The following is a 17,629-nucleotide window of genomic DNA, read 5'->3' as shown; positions in this document are numbered from 1 at the left end:
TTAAAAATCTGTAATGATTGATAATTTTCAAATAGTTTTATATTCCGGATCTGATATCTCTCCTGCACTTATGTCCACAACATTTAAAGGAAATACACAATCATTTACGGCAGTTATCACTTCCTGCGTCCTGTTCGGGATGATAGGCATATTTGTAAAAGAAATAGAAGGTATGGAAGCAGGTTCCATTCTTTTCTACCGGTTACTTTTCGGGTTTGTGGTAATTCTGGGGTACCTTGCGGTATCCGGGAGAATAAAGAAAGTCCATCTGAAGCAAAAAAAATCCTTTATGCTTTTGCTTGGTGTCCTTAATACCGTTACGATGTTTGCGTACTTCTCAGCAATCAGGCATATGGGCATCCCTGTAGCTGTTCTTCTCCTGTATACAGCGCCTATATATGTTACCCTGCTCTCCCCTTTGCTCCTCAAAGAGCGCATAACTTTACTGGATATGCTTGCACTCACCCTTTCTATCTCGGGCATACTGCTTGCAATTAACCCTCTAAGTGCTTTGGGCAGCGCAACACCTGAAGATGGAAACTACATCACAGGAGTCCTTTTAGGACTGGTCTCAGGCCTTTCATACGGCTGCTCTATCATGACCATGAACTACCTGAAAGAGAGTTATCCTCCTGTGGAGGAGATGTTCTGGTCAACAGCAGTGAGCCTTGTCCTGCTCCTTCCTTTCGGACTGTCCGTAACCGGGCCGGTTTTACTTGGAAACCTGAAGCTGCTGATACCTTTAGGAGTCATAGCTTCGGCTCTGGCATCTCTTCTGTATTTTAGAGGGCTTGCCCGTATAAAAGCTCAAACCGCAGCTGTTCTCTCCCTGATCGAGCCTGTAAGCAGTATCTGTTTCTGCTGCATTCTCCTTGGAGAGCCTCTGCAGTCGAATACGGTCGGAGGCTGCCTTTTGATCCTTGCAGGAGCAGCACTTATTGGGAGCAGTACCTCGATCCAGCAGGGGATTCCAGAAAAGTATTTCAGGGATGTGTGGGCAAGGTTTTTCCAGCCTTATATGCCGCTCAGGCCAGGGAAACTCTGATCTACTTCCCTCAATTCTTTTAAAATAAGGTCTTTTCTTACTTCTTTTTTAATGTTTTTTTGATTCTATTTTTTAGAACCCGAATTATATAATAAAGTATTTATCGGCTGGAGCCGGTGGATAAATAAGGAGGAAGCTGAAGCTTTTTCCCGGGAATAATTTTTGAGGGAATTGATTTTTATGGACCTGGACATAATCAATAAACTTGCTTTTGACGTTGCGGAATCGGTCAGGAGAAATGAGGGCGAAACCGATGAAGGGGTTGAGTTTGCAGTCCGGTATTCAGGGAAAAACAGGATTCCTCCGGATTTTCTCCTGAAAATCGCAAAAATATGCGACTCAAAAGGGATGTTCAGGGAAGAATACGTGTTCATGAAAGCCTGTGCCCTTCTGGCAGAGGGAGAGCAGAGGATTGAGGCTTTTTTCCTTTCTGGCGTTCTCGCTTATTTTATGGGGAGGAAGGAAACCGCCATTCAGGAATTCGATGAAGCCCTGAAGCTTGATCCGGGACATGTCAACTCCCTCTGTAACCAGGGGGTTGTCCTTTCTGAGCTTGGGCGAAAATCTCAGGCAGAAAACCGATACCTGCGGGCTCTTGCACTTGATCCGGGACATGTCAGCACCCACTGTAACTATGGGAACCTATTTTTTGAACTCGGTAAACTCCATGAGGCAGAACGCGAGTTCAGGGCAGTTCTTGAGCTGGACCCTGAAAATGCAAATACCCGCTGCAACTATGCCAGTCTCCTTGTCGAATTAGGGCGAAGAAAAGAGGCTGAAGAACAGTTCATATATGTGCTTGAACAGGTCCCGGAACATGTGTCAGCCAACTACAATTATGCCAATTTCCTCAAAGAAGAGGGAAAGGTTGAGGAAGCTGCAATTCATTATAAGGAAGCTTTGAAAATAAGTCCCGGGCACATAAGCGCTCTCTGTAACTACGGCAACCTGCTCTCTGAATCCGGTCGTACTGAGGAGGCGGCAGTGCAGTACAGGCTTATCCTCAGTTTGAAACCAGAAGATACAGATTCCAGGGCTAATTACGGGCAGCTCCTTTTTGAGCTGGGAAGGTATCAAGAAGCCGAAGTCCAGTACAAAAAGACCCTTGCAATAGACCCGTGCCACGTCCCGACGCTGTGCAATTACGGAAATCTCCTGAAGCGTCTGGGTATGTTTCGACAGGCTGAATCCATGTACAGGGAAGCCCTGAAACTGGACCCCGAAGACATTAAAACCCGCTACAGTTACAGCCTGTTCCTCTTCAAGCTTGAGCGTTTTGAGGAAGCAAAGGAGCAATATATTAAGGCTGTATCCCCGGGCTCTTCACCGGTTCCTTATTAATTCCAGGTTTCTGGTTAACTTACATTTGAAAATTAATTGTTTCGGGCTCAGGATTGGAGGTTCAATAGCAGTATACCATACTGTTTATGGAGTAGTTAAAAATAGAAAATTAAAGACCCGCTGATGAAAAGCGGGATCTAAAGGAGGGGGTAAAGCCCCTTAGCATTTACTTGTAACAAAGACCATGGCAGCTACTGTCGTGGTCCATTTTCCGTCCTTGTCGCCTTTTGCTGTCTGGCACATATGAAAAGTATCAAATATATGTCCGCTTGCCTTGTACACCTGTTCTCTTTCATGCCAGGCCATTTCGGCATCAAACTCTATACCGAGAGTTGTTGCCAGCATCGTTGCAGCAAGGTCTTCAGCGTACTCTCCGGCGATTATTTCTTCCTCCCCAAAGGAGTGGTGTTCTGAAATGTAGCCGTAATTTTCCTCATTCACAGGCACAGCAGTACCTATGGCTGATGCCATGAGGCGGTGAGGCTCGTTAGTATCGTTTCTCGCAAGAACACAATGGACAATCGCACCTGGTTTAAGTTCTGCAAGGCCTTCCTCCCTGGGCACAAGTTTGCAATTGGGAGGCAGAATACTTGATACGCTCACAAGGTTGTATTTCTCAATTTTAGCATCCCTCAGTGCGAGTTCAAAGGATGCCAATCTGTCCTTATGGACCCCGGTACCTTTTGTTAAAAATGCTTTTCTAGGGATCATATTTACTCCTTATTTTCTTGTACTTCTTATGTCTGCTGTGCGCTTTTCCACTGTCTGGGCAACCATTACACAGATAAATGACATATCACTGATTTAAGATTTTACTGCATTTTCAAGAGAACTTTTTGAATGAGCCGGTCAGCTTAAATCAGCATTTCGTGTACCAATGAATATTTCATGTTCCAAATGTACCTGAGAGTTATGAACTTTACCCTTTTTCACCATCAATTTAAACCCGGGGCCCACATGGAAAATTCCATTTTCCGTGTCAGGTCAGTTCTTCAATTCCATCAGGATTTATGCAAAGGTCTTTATGCCCTGATACTGCTTTTTCATATACGTCCGAGTTTGAGATTCCTTCGAAGATAAACCTGGTTTCGAGGGGAACGTCCCCTGTCTGGACCATTATGTCTTTCTTTTCCATACTGACCGTCACCTGGTCCGGAGAAAGCCCGGATTCAGCCATATAATCAAGGACAAGCTTTCTTCCGAATTCCTCAGCAAACTCTAGGGCTTCGCTCCTCAGGACGAAATGTCTTCTTCCGAGAGGGGTGTAGACAAAAACCCCTTTTGTCCTCATGTCGTACCTTGACTCGCTGTAAGTTGTACGGACTGTGATTTCCACACGTTTCGTCCCTTTTCCCACAAGGGCTCCCACGGCATTTCCTACTTTACAGTATTCCGGGACAATTATTTCGGCATCGATCACTTTTTTCAGGTCATCGATATAAGCCCTGACCGGTCCTCCAAGAAGTACAACCGGGATATCTACCTTAAAGCGGGAGAATAAGCTGCATTCGAGCATTTTTTCAATTTCGTTCCTGTCAACCCCTTCCATGAGGAAGGAAACGAGATCTTTTGCCATATTCCGGGCGAAAAGCCGCTTTACATTTAAGCAGAATTCCTGCTTTTCAGTCCCTAAAAAGTTTGCAAGCAGTGTAGCCCCTATTTCCGAGGCTTCGGAGTTCCATTCGGTATATTCTCCCAGCACATGAAGGGCGTCTGTTGGGGTAAAGCCAATAGCCTGAACAAGCCTTTTCTGGATAAGAGAGTCCATCACTTTTTTAGAAGGCAGGATGTTTCTGTCCCAGTAAATGTCTTTGAGAGAAAGAGGCTCATTTTTTATGAGGGCAAGGAGCTCCTTTTCTTCCCTTGTCAGGTTAACAGGCTCCTGCTTTGTTCTTACAAAAAACTTTGTTGCCTGAATATGTTCATTTAATTTGAGCTTGTCGGGAATCCAGCGTTTTTTCAGAGAACTCAGAAATGAAGGGTAAAGTACGGCAGCCCTGCAGAGAGGAATAACCCTGCGCGGTCCGATGTTTGTTTTACTGGCCTGGACCCAGATATGGCTGTCTCCTCCCATTGCCGAAGTCTCCATCCTGAGTGCCCTTACCTTTGTCTGCCAGCCTCCCACAACTGCCCCGGTTTCACTGAGGTAAGGAAGCCCTCTGTGGATCAGGGACACATCCGTACTTGTCCCTCCTACATCGATAACTGCACAGGTCTCGTATCCTGACAGATATGAAGCCCCGAGCAGGCTTGCGGCAGGCCCGGAAAAGACCGATTCTATGGGCTTTCTCATCGCTTCGTGCATGCTGACAACAGACCCGTCGCAGCGGAGCATCGCAATTCTGGGCTCAAGCCCTCTTCTCTCTATCTCACAGACAACGGTTTTCAGAAAACCCTCTGCTACCGGAAGAAGCTGGGCGTTAAGGTAAGCCGTAACCCCTCTTTCATATGCTCCCAGTGCCTGAGCAAGTTCATGCCCGCAGACTACAGGAAGTCCTGTAAGTTCCTGAATCAGGGCTTTTATCTGCAGTTCATGTTCAGGGTTGCGGACACTGAAGTATGAAGAAACTGCAAATGCCGAGACCCTGCCCTTCAGCCCCAGAACAAAGCTCTCAACTGCGGAAAGGTCAAGGGGTGCCACTTCATCTCCGCGGCTATCGTGCCCACCCTGCACCATTATGCAATTTTCAATCTCCGAGTCCTCAGGGATTTCGTAGTTGCCTACAAGGATCAGTCCCACGGGATATCCTGTTTTTTCAAGGATAGTATTGGTTGCAAGAGTTGTGGAAACCGAAACCAGGGTCACAAGTTTCAGTTTTTCCTGGTTAAGCCCGTCAATTGATTTCATTATTCCTTCCAGAAGGTCTGGATATGTCGTGAGTGACTTGTTAGAACCAATAACCTCTCCATCCGAATTACGGATTAATATAGAATCAGTATAGGTCCCGCCTGCGTCAATGCCAAGACTGTATGCCATTTTTTTGCTTCCTTATTTTGTTTTTATGTATTCAGGGTACTCATAATTGCCATATGGGGTTCCATTTTTGTCATGTTAAATAACTGGCAACCTATGAGTAGGCCATTTTATATTATTTGCACTATTGAGGGAAAAAATATAAAAGTTCCGGCTGCTGTATGCAATCAGACTTTTGGCGTCCCGATCCCGACAAAAATGAGTTTTGATTCTACCGGTATAGTGCCTGCTTCACTCAAAGCGATGTCCTTTTTGCTCATTTCTATCTGAACCCGCCCTTTGTCAAGCCCGGCTTCTGTCATGTACTCCATTACCAGTCTTCTTCCCAGGGACTCTGCATATTCCAGGGCTTCCGGATAACTCCCGAAAGTCTCCCTGCCCTGAGGGGAAAAGAGAAGGACAAGCCTTTTTTTGTCTTTAGTATAGGCGGATTTGATGAGGATTTCAACCCTCTTTATGCCTTTTCCTACGACAGCTCCCACGGCATTTCCAACATCCGAATATTCGGGGACTATAATATCGGCATCAAGGATCCGGTTCAATTCCTCTGTATAGGCAACTACAGGGCCTCCTATAAGCACCACAGGGATTTTCATTTTGAACTGTGCAAACCTGTCAGAAACGATGATTTTTTCAATTTCCTGTGAAGGTACATCTTTCAAGACAAAGGACATCAGGTTCAGCGCCATGTTCCTTGCAACGTCTTTTTTTATGCTCTTGCAGAGCTCAATATAGTCCTTATGAGTATAGCGTTCCAGAAGCTTTGCCCCGGCAATAGACGCTTCCGTATTCCAGCCCCTGTATTCCCCGAGGACATGAAGGGCATCAGTTGGGGTAAAGCCAATTGCCTGGATAAGTCGTTTTCTTAGAAGGGAGTCGAGAAGTCCGGGAGACAGGGTTTTCTGAGTTTCCCAGAAGATATCGTTAAGGGAGGCTGGGGTATCTCCTATCCTGTCAAAAAGTTCTTTTTCATAACTCCCAAGGTTTGAAGCCTCCAGACCTGTCCTTATGAAAAACTTTGTGGGCTGTATATTCTCTTCAAGGTGCATGGTTCCTGGAATTCTTCCTTTTTTAAGGATTTCAAGAAAACCGGGATATTTGACAGCAGCAACGCAGAGTGGAATAACCCTGCGGGGGCCTATGTTAATTTTCATATTTTTAACCCAGACGTGGCTGTCCCCACCCATTGCAGAGGTTTCCATGCGGATAGCTTTGACCTTGGTCTGCCAGCCCCCCACAACTGCCCCTTCAGAGCAGAGCTCAGGAAGCCCATTTTCGAGCATGGAGACATCAGTGCTGGTCCCGCCCACATCTATTACTGCACAGGTCTCAAGCCCGGAAAGGTGGGATGCGCCTACAAGGCTTGCAGCAGGGCCTGAAAAGATAGATTCTATTGGTTTTTCCAGGGCTTCGTTGATGCCCACAACAGAGCCGTCGCATTTGAGCATGAGCAGCCTGGCATCCATTCCCCTGCGCCTGATCTCTTCCCTGATAGAAAGGATAAACTGGCTTGCAATAGGGATAAGCTGGGCGTTGAGATAAGCTGTAATTCCCCTTTCATAAGCTCCAAGGTCAAGCGAGAGCTCGTGTCCGCAGACAACAGAAAATCCCAGTTCCTTGAGGCGGGCTTTGATTGCCAGCTCATGGGCAGGGTTCCTTATGCTGAAGTATGAAGATACTGCAAAAGCTGATACCCTGTCTTTTACTTTATTCACAAAAGCCTCAACTGCTTCCATATCAAGGGAAGTAAGCTCAGCTCCATGATGGTCGTGCCCTCCTTTTACCACGGTATAATATTCAGCCTGCATCCTTTCCGGGACTTCGTAATCCCCTACAAGGATCAAACCTACAGGATAGCCATTTTTTTCAAGGATTGTGTTTGTAGCAAGAGTTGTCGAAACCGATACCATTTTCACATCTTTTAAATATTGCTCGTCCAGCCCGTCAATAGAATTTTTAATTCCTGCAAGAAGGTCAGGATAAGTTGTAAGGGCTTTATTCGAGTCCATCACCTTGCCATCGGAATCCCGGATGATGATCGAATCGGTGTATGTCCCTCCCGCGTCAATGCCCATGCTGTATTGCATTTGCGTATCTCCTTTTGGTTTTTTTATGAATGGGGTTCATAAAATTGTTTCTCGATTAATTTGCCAGATATAAAATAACGCCGTAAAATATCCTGTATAAAATAACGCCTAAAAATATATAATAGTTAGTTAAAAATAATAATCTTCCCAATTTTAAGACCGGATTTTAAATTTTCATGCTCGGTAGTTCGCAACTTCGACGCAATTATTTTTAAGTTTTGTTTCAATTAGAATTCTTTTATCAAATGGTCAAGGTTTATCTTACGAAGCGGAAAGATCCTTTCCTCGGAGCGAAGCGACAGGGAGAGGATGAAAGCGTCAACTTCGTTAAGCAACTTTTTGTTATCCATTGCCTTCATATAGACCATTCAATAATATAATATTAAGATTAAGTTTGCGAAAATCAAGTAAGCTTTTTCCATGAGTTAACCATCGGGCTCAGCAGGTCTTGAATAGATACACTGTTACAAGTTCATTTTCATGTAAAGCCGTAACGGACGAATGGACAGAACTCAGTACGGACGGGACTACCGGAATTAAAGCTTGTTGGAGATGCCGATGGTCATCTATGAAGCAATAAGCCCCTTGCGTCAGCTGGGCGTAGTTCAGATAATCGGCTACATAACTTTTTATTAAACAGCTTCTCAGGAATGAATCAAAATATGCCTTTAAGCCTGAAATATGCTCTTTAATGGTCCTTATATACTGAATGGGATGTGTATATGACATTTGCAGAGATTTTTAATCAGCTAAAGGAACTCGAAACCAAATTCAATGAGGTCAGTTACCCGCCTGAAAATGCCTTTTTACCTTCTTTTTCTTTTAAAATCCGAAAGGCTGAAAAGGATTGCCTGCAGCACGATTTGCCTGCAATTGATGTTGATGACTTCCTCGAAAAGGTAGAACAATGACATATAAAGTGGCAGTTCACCCGTCGGTCAGAAGAAACCTGAAAAAGCTGTACACCCTTGACCGCCCTGTGTACGATTATGTTAAAAGGCGTCTGACCCTCCTGGTTTATAAGCCTGAAATAGGCTCTCCTCTGGGAGAGGAGTTTCAGGGAAAATGGAGAATCCATATAGGACCGTTTGTGCTGGTTTATACCTTTGACAGCGCCAGCAATATTCTTACTCTCCTGGTTTTTGAACACTATACCAGGGCGTATGATATGAATACGGCTTATACCTGAAATAGTACTTTATGACCTGTACTTTATGATCTGTACTTGGCGACCTGTACCTTGTGACCTGTACCTTGTGGCCTGTACCTTGTGGCTGTTTTCAGAGCTTTTCAGGGCTTTAACCAGTAGCCATTAAGGTTTTTCCGACTTATTTCTCCATGACCTTTATCGTTTTTTCCCGATTTATTTGAGGTGGTGCCAGATGCTTTATAACTCTATTTTTCTTTTCTTCCTGTAAACTTATGATAAATTTCAAGATAAGCTGTTTTTGGGAAGCCAGTTTCATCGAAAACCGTAAATCCTGAACAAAGAGACATGTTTAAGCAGAGTTAGTTATAAAACCTGGTGAAACCCGAACTCAGGCAGGGAAAAATATGAGAAAAAACGACAGCATTAAAGCTTGCGGCAGGACGATAAATTACGAAATCGTATACAGCAAAAAGAGGAAAAAAGCAGCGATAGTGGTCCGCCCGGACCTTTCAGTGGAATTTCGTGCCCCTCATGGGCTCAGCCGTGAGGCTATCAGGGAGATGGTACAGAAGAAAGCTGCCTGGGTGCAGGAAAAACTGGACTGGTTTGAAGTAAACAGGCTGCCCTGTCAGGAAAAAGAATATACTGACGGGGAAAAATTCCTCTATCTCGGTAAAGAATATCCCCTGACGGTCCTTCCTGTTGAAGGAATTAAGAAAGCTTTTGCTTCTTTCAGTGGGTCTGAAATCACAGTCCTTCTTCCAAAATCAGCGCCTGAGGAGTTGAAACCGTCCCTGGTAAAAAAAGCTGTATGGAACTTTTACAGTGAGTGTGCCGAGAAAGAAGTCGAAAAGTTCCTGAAAACCTATGCGGAAATCTTGAATATAGACATTCCAGCTTTTAAGGTAAAGCACCAGAAAAAGCGCTGGGGGAGCTGCTCTGCAGACAATGTCCTGAGGATTAATTTCCAGCTTATGATGGCACCGCCGGAACAGCTTGAATATGTTGTTGTGCATGAGATCTGTCATGTAAAGGAAAAGAATCATTCTGTAAAGTTCTGGGACCTTGTCGGTGAACTCATGCCAGGCTATCAGGTGCACAGGAAAAGCCTGAAAAAAGATGGCTGGAGGTATGTGCTTTAAAACTGAACCGAAATTATGCGAATCCGGGTTATGCAGACATATCCAGATTTTATGCAGACATATCCAGATTTTATGCAGAAATATCCGTTGTTTATGCAGAAATATCCAGATGGTTGCCCTGAATTATCTTGTTCTGTAACTTTTTCAATTCTCCGGAGTAATTTCACTCTGAAACTTTTTTGACTCACCTGTATATCTTTTTTAAAATCTGCATTATGGTTTTTAATTTTACCAAGGACATCCTGGACATTAATTATTTATTCGTATAGATATATTACTAAACTGAGGTCAATAACCGAAATAAACTAATAAAACACTTTAATGGGGGTTTTTTCAGGGGAAATAATTCTGATTATTTATGCAGTAACGGTGCTGAAAATCCTGTTTCAAACTTTAACACTCCCTATGCAGAGAAAAATGTCCGCAATACCTGCAATATATTCTCTGAAATTTCAAATATGGGAGTGGAAGAATTGTCAATATATCTTCTGACCATACTATTTATGATGTCAGGATTTTTGCTATTTATTTACGGGCTTTTTACGGGGCAGATCTACCAGTTTGTTATGGGTTTTATTTTTCTGATTTCCGGGTTTATCCTGGATAACACAGGAGACCCGGATAAGGCCGAAAAATGAAATTTGCGCATGACTGTGGGTGAAGAAAAGTTCTTAAAATATTTTGTTCTTAAAATATTTTGTTCTTAAAATATTTTCTTCTTTTTCCCTTCTTTTTAGCCTTAACCTGCGCCTTTTGTTCAGCCGATATGTTTTCTCCGGTTTATTATTTCTTCACTTTCATTGATTTCCTCATGACCGCACACTGTACATTTATAATATCTTCTGGTCAACCTCTGCCTCCCTATCTCTTTTATATCAGGTTTTTTGATTTCTACAAGTGTGCCTGTTTCGCTGCATTTATTGCATTCAATATTTTTCAGGGAAACTTCAGGAAGCATTTCTCCCTGTTCTGCAAAGATATTTTCCTGACTCTCTCTTATATCCGCATTTCCGCAGTATCTGCATTTCCAGTGCCTTGTCACTATAAGGGTGTATTCTCCATAACTGCTTGTTTCTTTCATAACCGGTTCGCCTGTTTCTTCACAGGCAAGCTTTTTTCCACATTTTTTGCAGAAAGTGTCATGATAATATTCCAGGACATTCTGTATGAAAAGAGAAATGATGAGGGAAATCACGGAAAATACTATGCCAGTAATATAAAACCAGTCTCCATAGCCGTTGCTCAGAATATTTACTATTGTAATAAGAGATATAATTACACAGAAAAGGAAAAACATTTTACTCATTATTTCAAGGGCTTTTTCATCAAAAATATTTATCAGAAAGAGAGAAACTTTTTTGAACCTATGTTTTTTATATTCAACTGCGCCAGTAAAAATATAAGTATTGAGGACCTGTTCGCAGCTGGTCTTTTTACATAATTTCTTTTCAAGGAGATAATTTTCAAGGTTGCCAAACTCAGACTGGTTATACAATTCAAAAGCCCTTCTTTCATTTTTATCCTTTTTCCGTTTTTATATATACTGCATATTTACTCGACAATACTTTTTCAATTGTTAAAAAAGTTACGATTTTAATCGGAAATCGCTAACTGTCTGAAAATATTCGCTGAATTTATGAAAAAACAAAACGATTTCGGAAAAATTTTATAGAAACGATTTTTTACTGATGAAGAAAAAGGCGTTTATAAAATCAAGCCTGATCTTGATAATTTATACTTTTGTTCCTCTGTTAATCTAAATAAACCTGTTCCTGAACAGAAAACAGGATCGTCGGTTCTGTAAAAAGAAACAGGATAAAAAGAAACAGGGCAGGTTTTTCAGTATTCGGACATTTTTCAGCCCGTTACTTCTCACAAATTTCAAACAATTATTACAGGCCCATCGTTATAGGCGTTATATTCGCTATTGCAGTGTTTATTGTCCAGCCAGTATGCACAATGTGCGGTTCCGAAGAATCCGGCAACTTTTGCTTCTGCATTTTCATACCCGTCTACCTGATGCTCCTGGATAATTAGAACGCTGTCGTCATGGTGGGCATTTGATACGACATCCCCGCCCGGAAGTTCCCAGAGACTTATGTGGTAGCCGCCTGAAATCCTGTACCTTCTGTTAGCAACTCCGTCCCCAGCTACCCATTTCCCATATAAGGTTTACAGCGTATTCCATTATGTGAATAGTAAAAATTTTTTATATTTTCTTTTTAATTTTTTGCTTTCAGGCAGTTTCTCCTGCTAAATAAAATCCTTTTCATAGCTTTCAGATGGGTTTTGCTTTTTTATACTCTATTTATGGCAATATGGTCATCTTTTATGCGGACTTCCACGTATCCGCAGTGTACACATTTATAGTGCCGGATTGTCCTGAAAATATTATGGTATTCCAGATGGGCATCCGGATATCTGTATTCTACAAGGCTATAATCCTTCCCGCAACCTTTGCAGGTTTTTCTATTCTTATCTGTCTTCTTTGACCTGGATTTCGAATTTTGGCGGGCTATTTCAGTCCTGATGTATTCATCATGGCAGTACCTGCACTTCAGGTAGCTTGTTATTGTTTTTTCATATTTGTTGTAAGTGCTTACTATTTTGACAAAGGGTCTTTTAATTTCTTCGTAAGCAAAGTCCCGACCACAATTTTTACATCTGAATATATTGCAATAGTTCTCTATTTCAGAAAGATATGAGGCAAGAACAAAAAACATCAGGCTCCCGGAGATCGATACAAGTGGTAAAAGCGAGGCGGGATCTCCTGAAACTATTTTTAAAATTAACGTGACGAAGAGTACAACGGATAAAAAAAGCGACAATTTCTTTAAAATATTAATTTTTCTTAAACCAAACCGGTTAATCAGGTCAGGAGCTCGTTTTTTAAGGGAACTATAAAAATTTCCTTCCGAACATATCGTCAACGTATCTGTTTCTCTATCCAGTTCGTAACAAACGTTATCCAGATAGGTCCTGTTTATACCTACGGGGAATTCCACGTATCTGATATCTTTGCTCAAAGTATCAATGACCAGTTCCAATTATTAGCCTTTTTCCAGAATTATATCTAAATATATAACAGGACATGATAAGTCTTTTTTTTTAAATTTTATTTATAGAACCACCGGTTCTGCAGAAGTCCTTTATCTTGCGCAAAATTATTTCTGCAGTATTTTTTCTGAGTATTTTACATTATTCACCACGGCTCAGGGATAAACTGGTTCGAGAAATTATCTTAAAAAGCCAAATTAGATCTCAAAAAGTCAAGTTATATCTCAAAATATCAAATGATACCCAAAAATCAGATGGTTAAAAACTTATTCAAAAGAAATGGGAAAAAACTCTTTAAAAATTTAAAGAAGCCAAGGTCCGGATTTGAACCAGGACTGAATCGCTCTGCTGGCGATTGCGTGACCGCTCCGCCACCTTGGCAGCCTGTATAATATAACAAAGTCTTCAAAATATATAAATTTTTAGATTGATAATATGTTACTTTTTATAAGTGCAGTTTTGCATTGACAGTCATAATCATAAAAATTTCAGGCTCTAATTTAAGTTTATAGCACAAACTCATTAGATGAATTTCATTAAAATGTTATCTTTCTACAGGGTCATTTGCTCCGAAGACTGGAGAATATGAGAAATATCATACACATACCTGTTAACTATAAATGTAGTATTCAAACCTTATTTGGAAGTTACAATAATGAGCTTTATTAAGGCCAAAAAATTAAGTTATAAAATCTCTGATCCTTGCAACATCATCCACAATACAGAACCTTTCCTGTCCCGGCAGAGTTGCGTCTCTACAGTGCACCGTCCTTCCCGAGTTTCGCTTCCCGAGTTTCGCTTCCCGAGTTTCGCTTCGGGAGCACGAGGTCCTTTTCGCTGCGCTCAAGAGGACTAATTTAGAAGTTACAGCACGAGGTCCTTTTCGCTGCGCTCAAGAGGACTAATTTAGAAGTTACAATAGTGGACTTCAACAATGAGAACAAAAATTAAGTTATAAAGTCTCTGACCCGTGCAACGTCATTCGCTTTACCTATTCTGTCTTGTCCCGTTCAATGGAGGAGAGCGGAAAGTCCCAAAATTAAGTTAAAAATTTAGGCTTGTCATGTTTTTAAGAGTTGAAATATTTACTGAGCCCTGTTTCTAAGAAATCTTTTATTTTTGTTTTTCTTGCATTTTAGGATTTGCCCGGGCCAGTTTCAGGCTAAAAGATCTGTTGTGAATCAGAGTATATTTTTTCTGTAGGTTTTTATTCAATAATTACCTGGTTTAAGGCTGCTAATTATAAGCAATTAATAGTAACTTATAAGTCCTTATAACTTTAATAGTTAGATAGATCGTTATGAGTGAAGCTACTACAATTCCAGTGACAAAAGATATAAGAGACAGATTAAAAAAATATGGTATGAAAGGAGAAACCTATAACGATATTCTCAAGCGCCTGATGGATGAGGTTGATTATGAGACATTTATGGAACGCCAGTACAAAAAGCTTGAAGAGAAAGATAAATTTGTGAGCCTGGATGAACTTTAATGAGTTTCGATGTAAAACTTCACCCTGATGCAGTGAAATTTCTGGTAAGCTTAAATCCAGAGACAAAAGAAAGACTAAAATCAGGAATTAAAAATCTGGAAATGGACCCTTTTAAAAGCAGACCCCATGCTGACATCAAAAAATTGAAAGGAACGAAAAAAAGAAATGACCTGTACCGTTTAAGAATTGGCGATTATAGAATGATCTATTCAGTGGAAGAAAATACAATTTTCATTCTTGAAATTATTCCACGAGAAAGAGGATATGATTGGCTTTGAAGCCCGAATTTCTCTTCGGGATCAATTTTTGTAAAGACCGCCGCTTCATATTTACTTTTGACAATCCCCTATTCTAATAGACCTGGGATTTTTCCTTAAATTTCAAAATAAACATCGTTAAGTTAATAATGAAAGGAATGACTCTTTTTATAGGGACAAAAAATCGGAAAATTAGCATGTTTCAGCCTAATTTTAAGTATACAAACAAAATCGTGCGTCTGCTTGCGCGAATTCAGGCTGCCCGTGAGATCATTCTGATTAGCCCTCTTATTCCTGCATGGGAGAGAGAACTCCAGCGAGAAGCTCTTATAAAACAGACTCACCACACAACAAGTATAGAAGGGAATCAGCTTACTCTTGAAGAAGTAAGCCTTCTTATTGAAGGCAAAGATATTCCTGCAGGTGAAAAGGACAAAAATGAAGTTAAAAATTACGTTGATGTGCTTGAATATATAGACAGTCTGGAAGAAAGCACTTCTATTACCGAGAAGATTTTCCTCGAAATCCACAGGCTCACGGTAAAAGATATCCTGCCAGCTGCTTCTGCCGGAAATTATCGGAAAGTCAGGGTGGTAGTCGGAAACCCGAAAACCGGTAAAATCACCTATGTCCCACCGGAACCTGAGGAAGTTCCTCTGCTCACCAGGTCCCTTCTTGAGTGGTTGAACAGTGCAGAAGCTTTAGACCTTATGCCTGCTATACAGGCCGGAATAGCACATTATGAAATTGCTCGAATCCATCCCTTCCTTGACGGCAACGGCAGGACTGCAAGAGCCCTTTCCACGCTTATTCTGACAAAAAGAGGCTTTGATACAAAGAAATTTTTCGCCCTTGAGGAATATTACAACGAAGACCGCCAGGCTTACTATTCAGCGCTTGCCGATGCCGATGCAAAAGGAGGGGAGCTTACGGGATGGCTTGAATATTTCCTCTTCGGCATTGCGGTAGAAACCTCAAGAGTAGAAAATACGGTCAAAAAGCTGAGCAGTGATCGTTCAATGAAAGAAAAATTTGGGCAGATCGGGTTGAGCAACCGTCAGATAAAAGCTGTTGGATACCTCAAAGAAAAAGGCCGAATTACAAATAAAGAGTACCAGGAACTTTGTGACGTTAGCCAGCCAACAGCAAACCGGGATCTTCAGGATATGGTGGATAAAAATGTCCTCCAGCAAAAAGGCAAAAAAAGCCAGCAAATAATTTACGTGCTTAATTTCTAAATTTTGGGCTATTCAAAAGCTATTCAAAAGCTATTCAAAAGCTATTCAAAAGCTATTCAAAAGCTATTCAAAAGCTATTCAAAAGCTATTCAAAAACCATTTGTTAAATATATCATTTACGTAAATTATTTATGTACATTACCTTTTAGATTATTTGCCTGTTAATAAAAGCCATAATTACAGATTACTTCGACCAGTATAACTTTATTCTCTTTACCAAATCTGTCTTGTCACGCTCGACGCAGGAGAGCGGAAAGTACCAAAATGAAGAAAAGAAAATGGTAATTATTCAACTTTTTAAAGTTAAATACTCAAGAACTCTGTGTGCTATACCTCTTTTTTCTTTTTCATTTTAGGGCTGCCCTAACTAGCGCTCGATAAAAAGATCCCTTCTAACTTAAAGCAAAAAAGATTAAGCTTTTTCATTTAGATCCTGAACAATTTTTAAAACTACCTTTTTGAGAGTCGGGATATCCTCTTTTACGGTATCCCATACAGCATCAATATCCACACCAAAATAATCGTGAACCAGTTTATCTCTCATACCTGCTATTCCTCTCCAGTGGATTTGCGGATATTTCTCTCTCAAAGGCTTTGATAGATTTTTAGTAGCTTCGCCGATTATCTGAATTTGCCTGATGGTACCATCCTGAACAAGACTATTTGACAGAAACTCTTCTTCAGTTAAATTCGCTGTGTATTTTTCAATTAAGGAAGTAGATAAGAGGATGTGGCTAAGATATACCCTATCATCCCTTTTCATTCAGATATCACTTTAGCCTCTTTTTTTATTCCATCTATCAGGTAAGGACTTATCGATTTTTCAGTCAGCAGGTCAACCTTAATTCCCAGATAATCCGAGAGTTCCAGTTCGATATTAACCAGAGTCAGCAAGCTTTTTCTATCAGCAAACTCGACCAGAACATCTATATCGCTTTCCGGTTTCTCTTCACCCCTAACATAAGATCCGAAAATGGATACTCTGGTTGCCCCGTATTTTTTTAGAAAAGAGGAAATTTTGCGAAACAGCTCTTCCCTTTCTTCTGCGGTTTGCATGTTGATATATTTCTTTATTTTCAATTTAAACTTTCCCCGAGTTTTGCCACCCGAGTCCCGCCTCGGAAGTCCGCTGTCCTTCCCGAGTCCCGCCTCGGAAGTCCGCTGTCCTTCCCGAGTCCCGCCTCGGGAGGGCGGTGTCCTTTTCGCTACGCTCAAGAGGACTGATTTTTTGAGAGAGATTTTCACAACATATTTATTATATTTCGGCAGCAGCCCACTCTAACAATTCCTTCACAACCGCTTCCATAAGTTTCTCGCTGTCTTCCCGAGACTTCCTTAGTTTCGATTCGAGTTCATCACATAATCTCATGAACTGCTCGATTTTTTCAATGATTTTTTTCTGTAAAGGCACCTGTTAAAAAACCAAACTTGAGAAAATAACAAATATATATGATACACATACTTGTTAGCATAAATTCAGATTTTAATCGTGCTTCATCGAGACTTCGTGGAGGATCTCAGAATAATGCCTTCCCAAGAGCTAAAAGACGCAGAATATTATATGAAAATATTAAGGCAACATATGCCTGAGTTAAGAGATAAATATAGTGTAAACTACCTTGGAGTTTTTGGCTCTTATATTCGGGGGGAGCAGACAGAAGATAGTGACCTTGATGTTCTGGTTCAGTTTGATAAGAAACCAGGACTGCTGAAATATATTGAGCTGGAAAATTATTTGAGCGACCTTTTAGGAATAAAGGTTGACCTGGTAATGAAGAGCGCACTCAAACCCAATATAGGAAAGCGCATCCTGAATGAGGTTGAAGCTCTATGAAGGCCGAGGAAA

At 41.2% G+C, this 17,629-nt stretch carries 19 protein-coding genes and 1 tRNA gene; 10 read left to right on the top strand and 10 right to left on the bottom strand.

The features are described from left to right. Positions 1-70: 70 nt before the first annotated feature. Entirely contained in the window at positions 71-1,045 is a 975-nt protein-coding gene (locus MSMAS_RS11315; RefSeq protein WP_011034506.1) for a DMT family transporter, read from the top strand. Between the two features lie 180 nt (positions 1,046-1,225). After that, on the top strand, positions 1,226-2,386 hold the full coding sequence (locus MSMAS_RS11310) for a tetratricopeptide repeat protein (protein WP_048041167.1): 1,161 nt from the start codon (positions 1,226-1,228) through the stop codon (positions 2,384-2,386). A gap of 159 nt (positions 2,387-2,545) precedes the next feature. Here the strand turns inward: MSMAS_RS11310 and MSMAS_RS11305 are convergent, their stop codons facing one another. The 4 genes from MSMAS_RS11305 to MSMAS_RS19790 all read right to left on the bottom strand — a co-directional run bounded on the left by MSMAS_RS11305 (position 2,546) and on the right by MSMAS_RS19790 (position 7,797). After that, entirely contained in the window at positions 2,546-3,097 is a 552-nt protein-coding gene (locus MSMAS_RS11305; protein WP_011034508.1) for a pyruvoyl-dependent arginine decarboxylase, read from the bottom strand. A gap of 268 nt (positions 3,098-3,365) precedes the next feature. Beyond that, a complete protein-coding gene (locus MSMAS_RS11300) occupies positions 3,366-5,363 on the bottom strand; it encodes a hydantoinase/oxoprolinase family protein (protein ID WP_011034509.1) in 1,998 nt (665 codons plus the stop codon). Positions 5,364-5,527: 164 nt separating this feature from the next. After that, positions 5,528-7,447 carry a hydantoinase/oxoprolinase N-terminal domain-containing protein gene (locus MSMAS_RS11295; RefSeq protein WP_048041169.1) on the bottom strand — a complete coding sequence of 640 codons (1,920 nt, stop codon included), beginning with the start codon at positions 7,445-7,447 and terminating at the stop codon, positions 5,528-5,530. Between the two features lie 227 nt (positions 7,448-7,674). Then, the gene (locus tag MSMAS_RS19790; RefSeq protein ID WP_264357972.1) at positions 7,675-7,797 is read right to left on the bottom strand and encodes a hypothetical protein; all 123 of its coding nucleotides are present in this window, start codon (positions 7,795-7,797) and stop codon (positions 7,675-7,677) included. A gap of 372 nt (positions 7,798-8,169) precedes the next feature. On the opposite strand from MSMAS_RS19790, the gene MSMAS_RS11290 reads away from it, so the two are divergent. From MSMAS_RS11290 to MSMAS_RS18920, 4 genes are all read left to right on the top strand, one after another. After that, positions 8,170-8,358, top strand: a complete 189-nt coding sequence (locus tag MSMAS_RS11290) for a hypothetical protein (protein ID WP_015412659.1) — start codon at positions 8,170-8,172, stop codon at positions 8,356-8,358. Continuing rightward, a complete protein-coding gene (locus MSMAS_RS11285; protein WP_011034513.1) occupies positions 8,355-8,636 on the top strand; it encodes a type II toxin-antitoxin system RelE family toxin in 282 nt (93 codons plus the stop codon). The genes MSMAS_RS11290 and MSMAS_RS11285 overlap by 4 nt, the downstream gene beginning before the upstream one ends. A 365-nt stretch (positions 8,637-9,001) precedes the next feature. Further along, a complete protein-coding gene (locus MSMAS_RS11280) occupies positions 9,002-9,739 on the top strand; it encodes a M48 family metallopeptidase (protein ID WP_048046565.1) in 738 nt (245 codons plus the stop codon). A gap of 473 nt (positions 9,740-10,212) precedes the next feature. Continuing rightward, the gene (locus MSMAS_RS18920) at positions 10,213-10,377 is read left to right on the top strand and encodes a hypothetical protein (protein WP_155395274.1); all 165 of its coding nucleotides are present in this window, start codon (positions 10,213-10,215) and stop codon (positions 10,375-10,377) included. 119 nt (positions 10,378-10,496) lie between these two features. Here the strand turns inward: MSMAS_RS18920 and MSMAS_RS11275 are convergent, their stop codons facing one another. From MSMAS_RS11275 to MSMAS_RS18915, 4 genes are all read right to left on the bottom strand, one after another. Further along, positions 10,497-11,234 (bottom strand): hypothetical protein, encoded by a 738-nt coding sequence (locus tag MSMAS_RS11275; RefSeq protein WP_048046564.1) that lies wholly within the window; start codon positions 11,232-11,234, stop codon positions 10,497-10,499. A gap of 802 nt (positions 11,235-12,036) precedes the next feature. Continuing rightward, complete coding sequence (locus tag MSMAS_RS11270) at positions 12,037-12,786, bottom strand: hypothetical protein (protein WP_048046563.1); 750 nt, start codon at positions 12,784-12,786, stop codon at positions 12,037-12,039. Between the two features lie 319 nt (positions 12,787-13,105). Next, positions 13,106-13,177, bottom strand: a tRNA-Cys gene (locus MSMAS_RS11265). Between the two features lie 298 nt (positions 13,178-13,475). Further along, complete coding sequence (locus tag MSMAS_RS18915; RefSeq protein ID WP_155395275.1) at positions 13,476-13,643, bottom strand: hypothetical protein; 168 nt, start codon at positions 13,641-13,643, stop codon at positions 13,476-13,478. A gap of 453 nt (positions 13,644-14,096) precedes the next feature. Between MSMAS_RS18915 and MSMAS_RS11260 the strand changes: the two genes are divergently transcribed. From MSMAS_RS11260 to MSMAS_RS11250, 3 genes are all read left to right on the top strand, one after another. Further along, entirely contained in the window at positions 14,097-14,288 is a 192-nt protein-coding gene (locus tag MSMAS_RS11260; RefSeq protein ID WP_011034517.1) for a DUF7557 family protein, read from the top strand. Continuing rightward, a complete protein-coding gene (locus MSMAS_RS11255; protein WP_011034518.1) occupies positions 14,288-14,566 on the top strand; it encodes a type II toxin-antitoxin system RelE family toxin in 279 nt (92 codons plus the stop codon). Before MSMAS_RS11260 ends, MSMAS_RS11255 begins: the two co-directional genes overlap by 1 nt. Before the next feature lie 176 nt (positions 14,567-14,742). Then, positions 14,743-15,783, top strand: coding sequence for a Fic family protein (locus MSMAS_RS11250; protein ID WP_048046562.1), 1,041 nt, complete (start codon positions 14,743-14,745; stop codon positions 15,781-15,783). 412 nt (positions 15,784-16,195) lie between these two features. On the opposite strand, the gene MSMAS_RS11245 is transcribed toward MSMAS_RS11250, so the two are convergent. Together MSMAS_RS11245 and MSMAS_RS11240 are read right to left on the bottom strand one after the other, a co-directional pair. Further along, positions 16,196-16,546 carry a HepT-like ribonuclease domain-containing protein gene (locus MSMAS_RS11245; protein WP_011034520.1) on the bottom strand — a complete coding sequence of 117 codons (351 nt, stop codon included), beginning with the start codon at positions 16,544-16,546 and terminating at the stop codon, positions 16,196-16,198. Beyond that, positions 16,543-16,998, bottom strand: coding sequence for a nucleotidyltransferase family protein (locus tag MSMAS_RS11240; RefSeq protein ID WP_230633249.1), 456 nt, complete (start codon positions 16,996-16,998; stop codon positions 16,543-16,545). Before MSMAS_RS11240 ends, MSMAS_RS11245 begins: the two co-directional genes overlap by 4 nt. Before the next feature lie 310 nt (positions 16,999-17,308). On the opposite strand from MSMAS_RS11240, the gene MSMAS_RS11235 reads away from it, so the two are divergent. Further along, complete coding sequence (locus MSMAS_RS11235) at positions 17,309-17,617, top strand: nucleotidyltransferase family protein (RefSeq protein WP_011034522.1); 309 nt, start codon at positions 17,309-17,311, stop codon at positions 17,615-17,617. Positions 17,618-17,629 lie beyond the last annotated feature (12 nt).

The organism is Methanosarcina mazei S-6, from assembly GCF_000970205.1.
Classification (GTDB): Archaea; Halobacteriota; Methanosarcinia; order Methanosarcinales; family Methanosarcinaceae; genus Methanosarcina; species Methanosarcina mazei.
The sequence above is the reverse complement of the archived record's forward strand: the minus strand, read 5'-3'. Positions and strand labels throughout refer to the sequence as shown.

What these genes read in the sequence shown, in the direction of transcription:
- MSMAS_RS11310 (WP_048041167.1), top strand. Translation starts at nt 1,226, where the DNA reads ATGGACCTGGACATAATCAATAAACTTGCTTTTGACGTTGCGGAATCG.
- MSMAS_RS11260 (WP_011034517.1), top strand. Translation starts at nt 14,097, where the DNA reads ATGAGTGAAGCTACTACAATTCCAGTGACAAAAGATATAAGAGACAGA.
- MSMAS_RS11280 (WP_048046565.1), top strand. Translation starts at nt 9,002, where the DNA reads ATGAGAAAAAACGACAGCATTAAAGCTTGCGGCAGGACGATAAATTAC.
- MSMAS_RS11285 (WP_011034513.1), top strand. Translation starts at nt 8,355, where the DNA reads ATGACATATAAAGTGGCAGTTCACCCGTCGGTCAGAAGAAACCTGAAA.
- MSMAS_RS19790 (WP_264357972.1), bottom strand. Translation starts at nt 7,797, where the DNA reads ATGGATAACAAAAAGTTGCTTAACGAAGTTGACGCTTTCATCCTCTCC.
- MSMAS_RS11250 (WP_048046562.1), top strand. Translation starts at nt 14,743, where the DNA reads ATGTTTCAGCCTAATTTTAAGTATACAAACAAAATCGTGCGTCTGCTT.
- MSMAS_RS11235 (WP_011034522.1), top strand. Translation starts at nt 17,309, where the DNA reads ATGCCTTCCCAAGAGCTAAAAGACGCAGAATATTATATGAAAATATTA.
- MSMAS_RS11315 (WP_011034506.1), top strand. Translation starts at nt 71, where the DNA reads ATGTCCACAACATTTAAAGGAAATACACAATCATTTACGGCAGTTATC.
- MSMAS_RS11295 (WP_048041169.1), bottom strand. Translation starts at nt 7,447, where the DNA reads ATGCAATACAGCATGGGCATTGACGCGGGAGGGACATACACCGATTCG.
- MSMAS_RS11305 (WP_011034508.1), bottom strand. Translation starts at nt 3,097, where the DNA reads ATGATCCCTAGAAAAGCATTTTTAACAAAAGGTACCGGGGTCCATAAG.
- MSMAS_RS11245 (WP_011034520.1), bottom strand. Translation starts at nt 16,546, where the DNA reads ATGAAAAGGGATGATAGGGTATATCTTAGCCACATCCTCTTATCTACT.
- MSMAS_RS11290 (WP_015412659.1), top strand. Translation starts at nt 8,170, where the DNA reads ATGACATTTGCAGAGATTTTTAATCAGCTAAAGGAACTCGAAACCAAA.
- MSMAS_RS11300 (WP_011034509.1), bottom strand. Translation starts at nt 5,363, where the DNA reads ATGGCATACAGTCTTGGCATTGACGCAGGCGGGACCTATACTGATTCT.
- MSMAS_RS11255 (WP_011034518.1), top strand. Translation starts at nt 14,288, where the DNA reads ATGAGTTTCGATGTAAAACTTCACCCTGATGCAGTGAAATTTCTGGTA.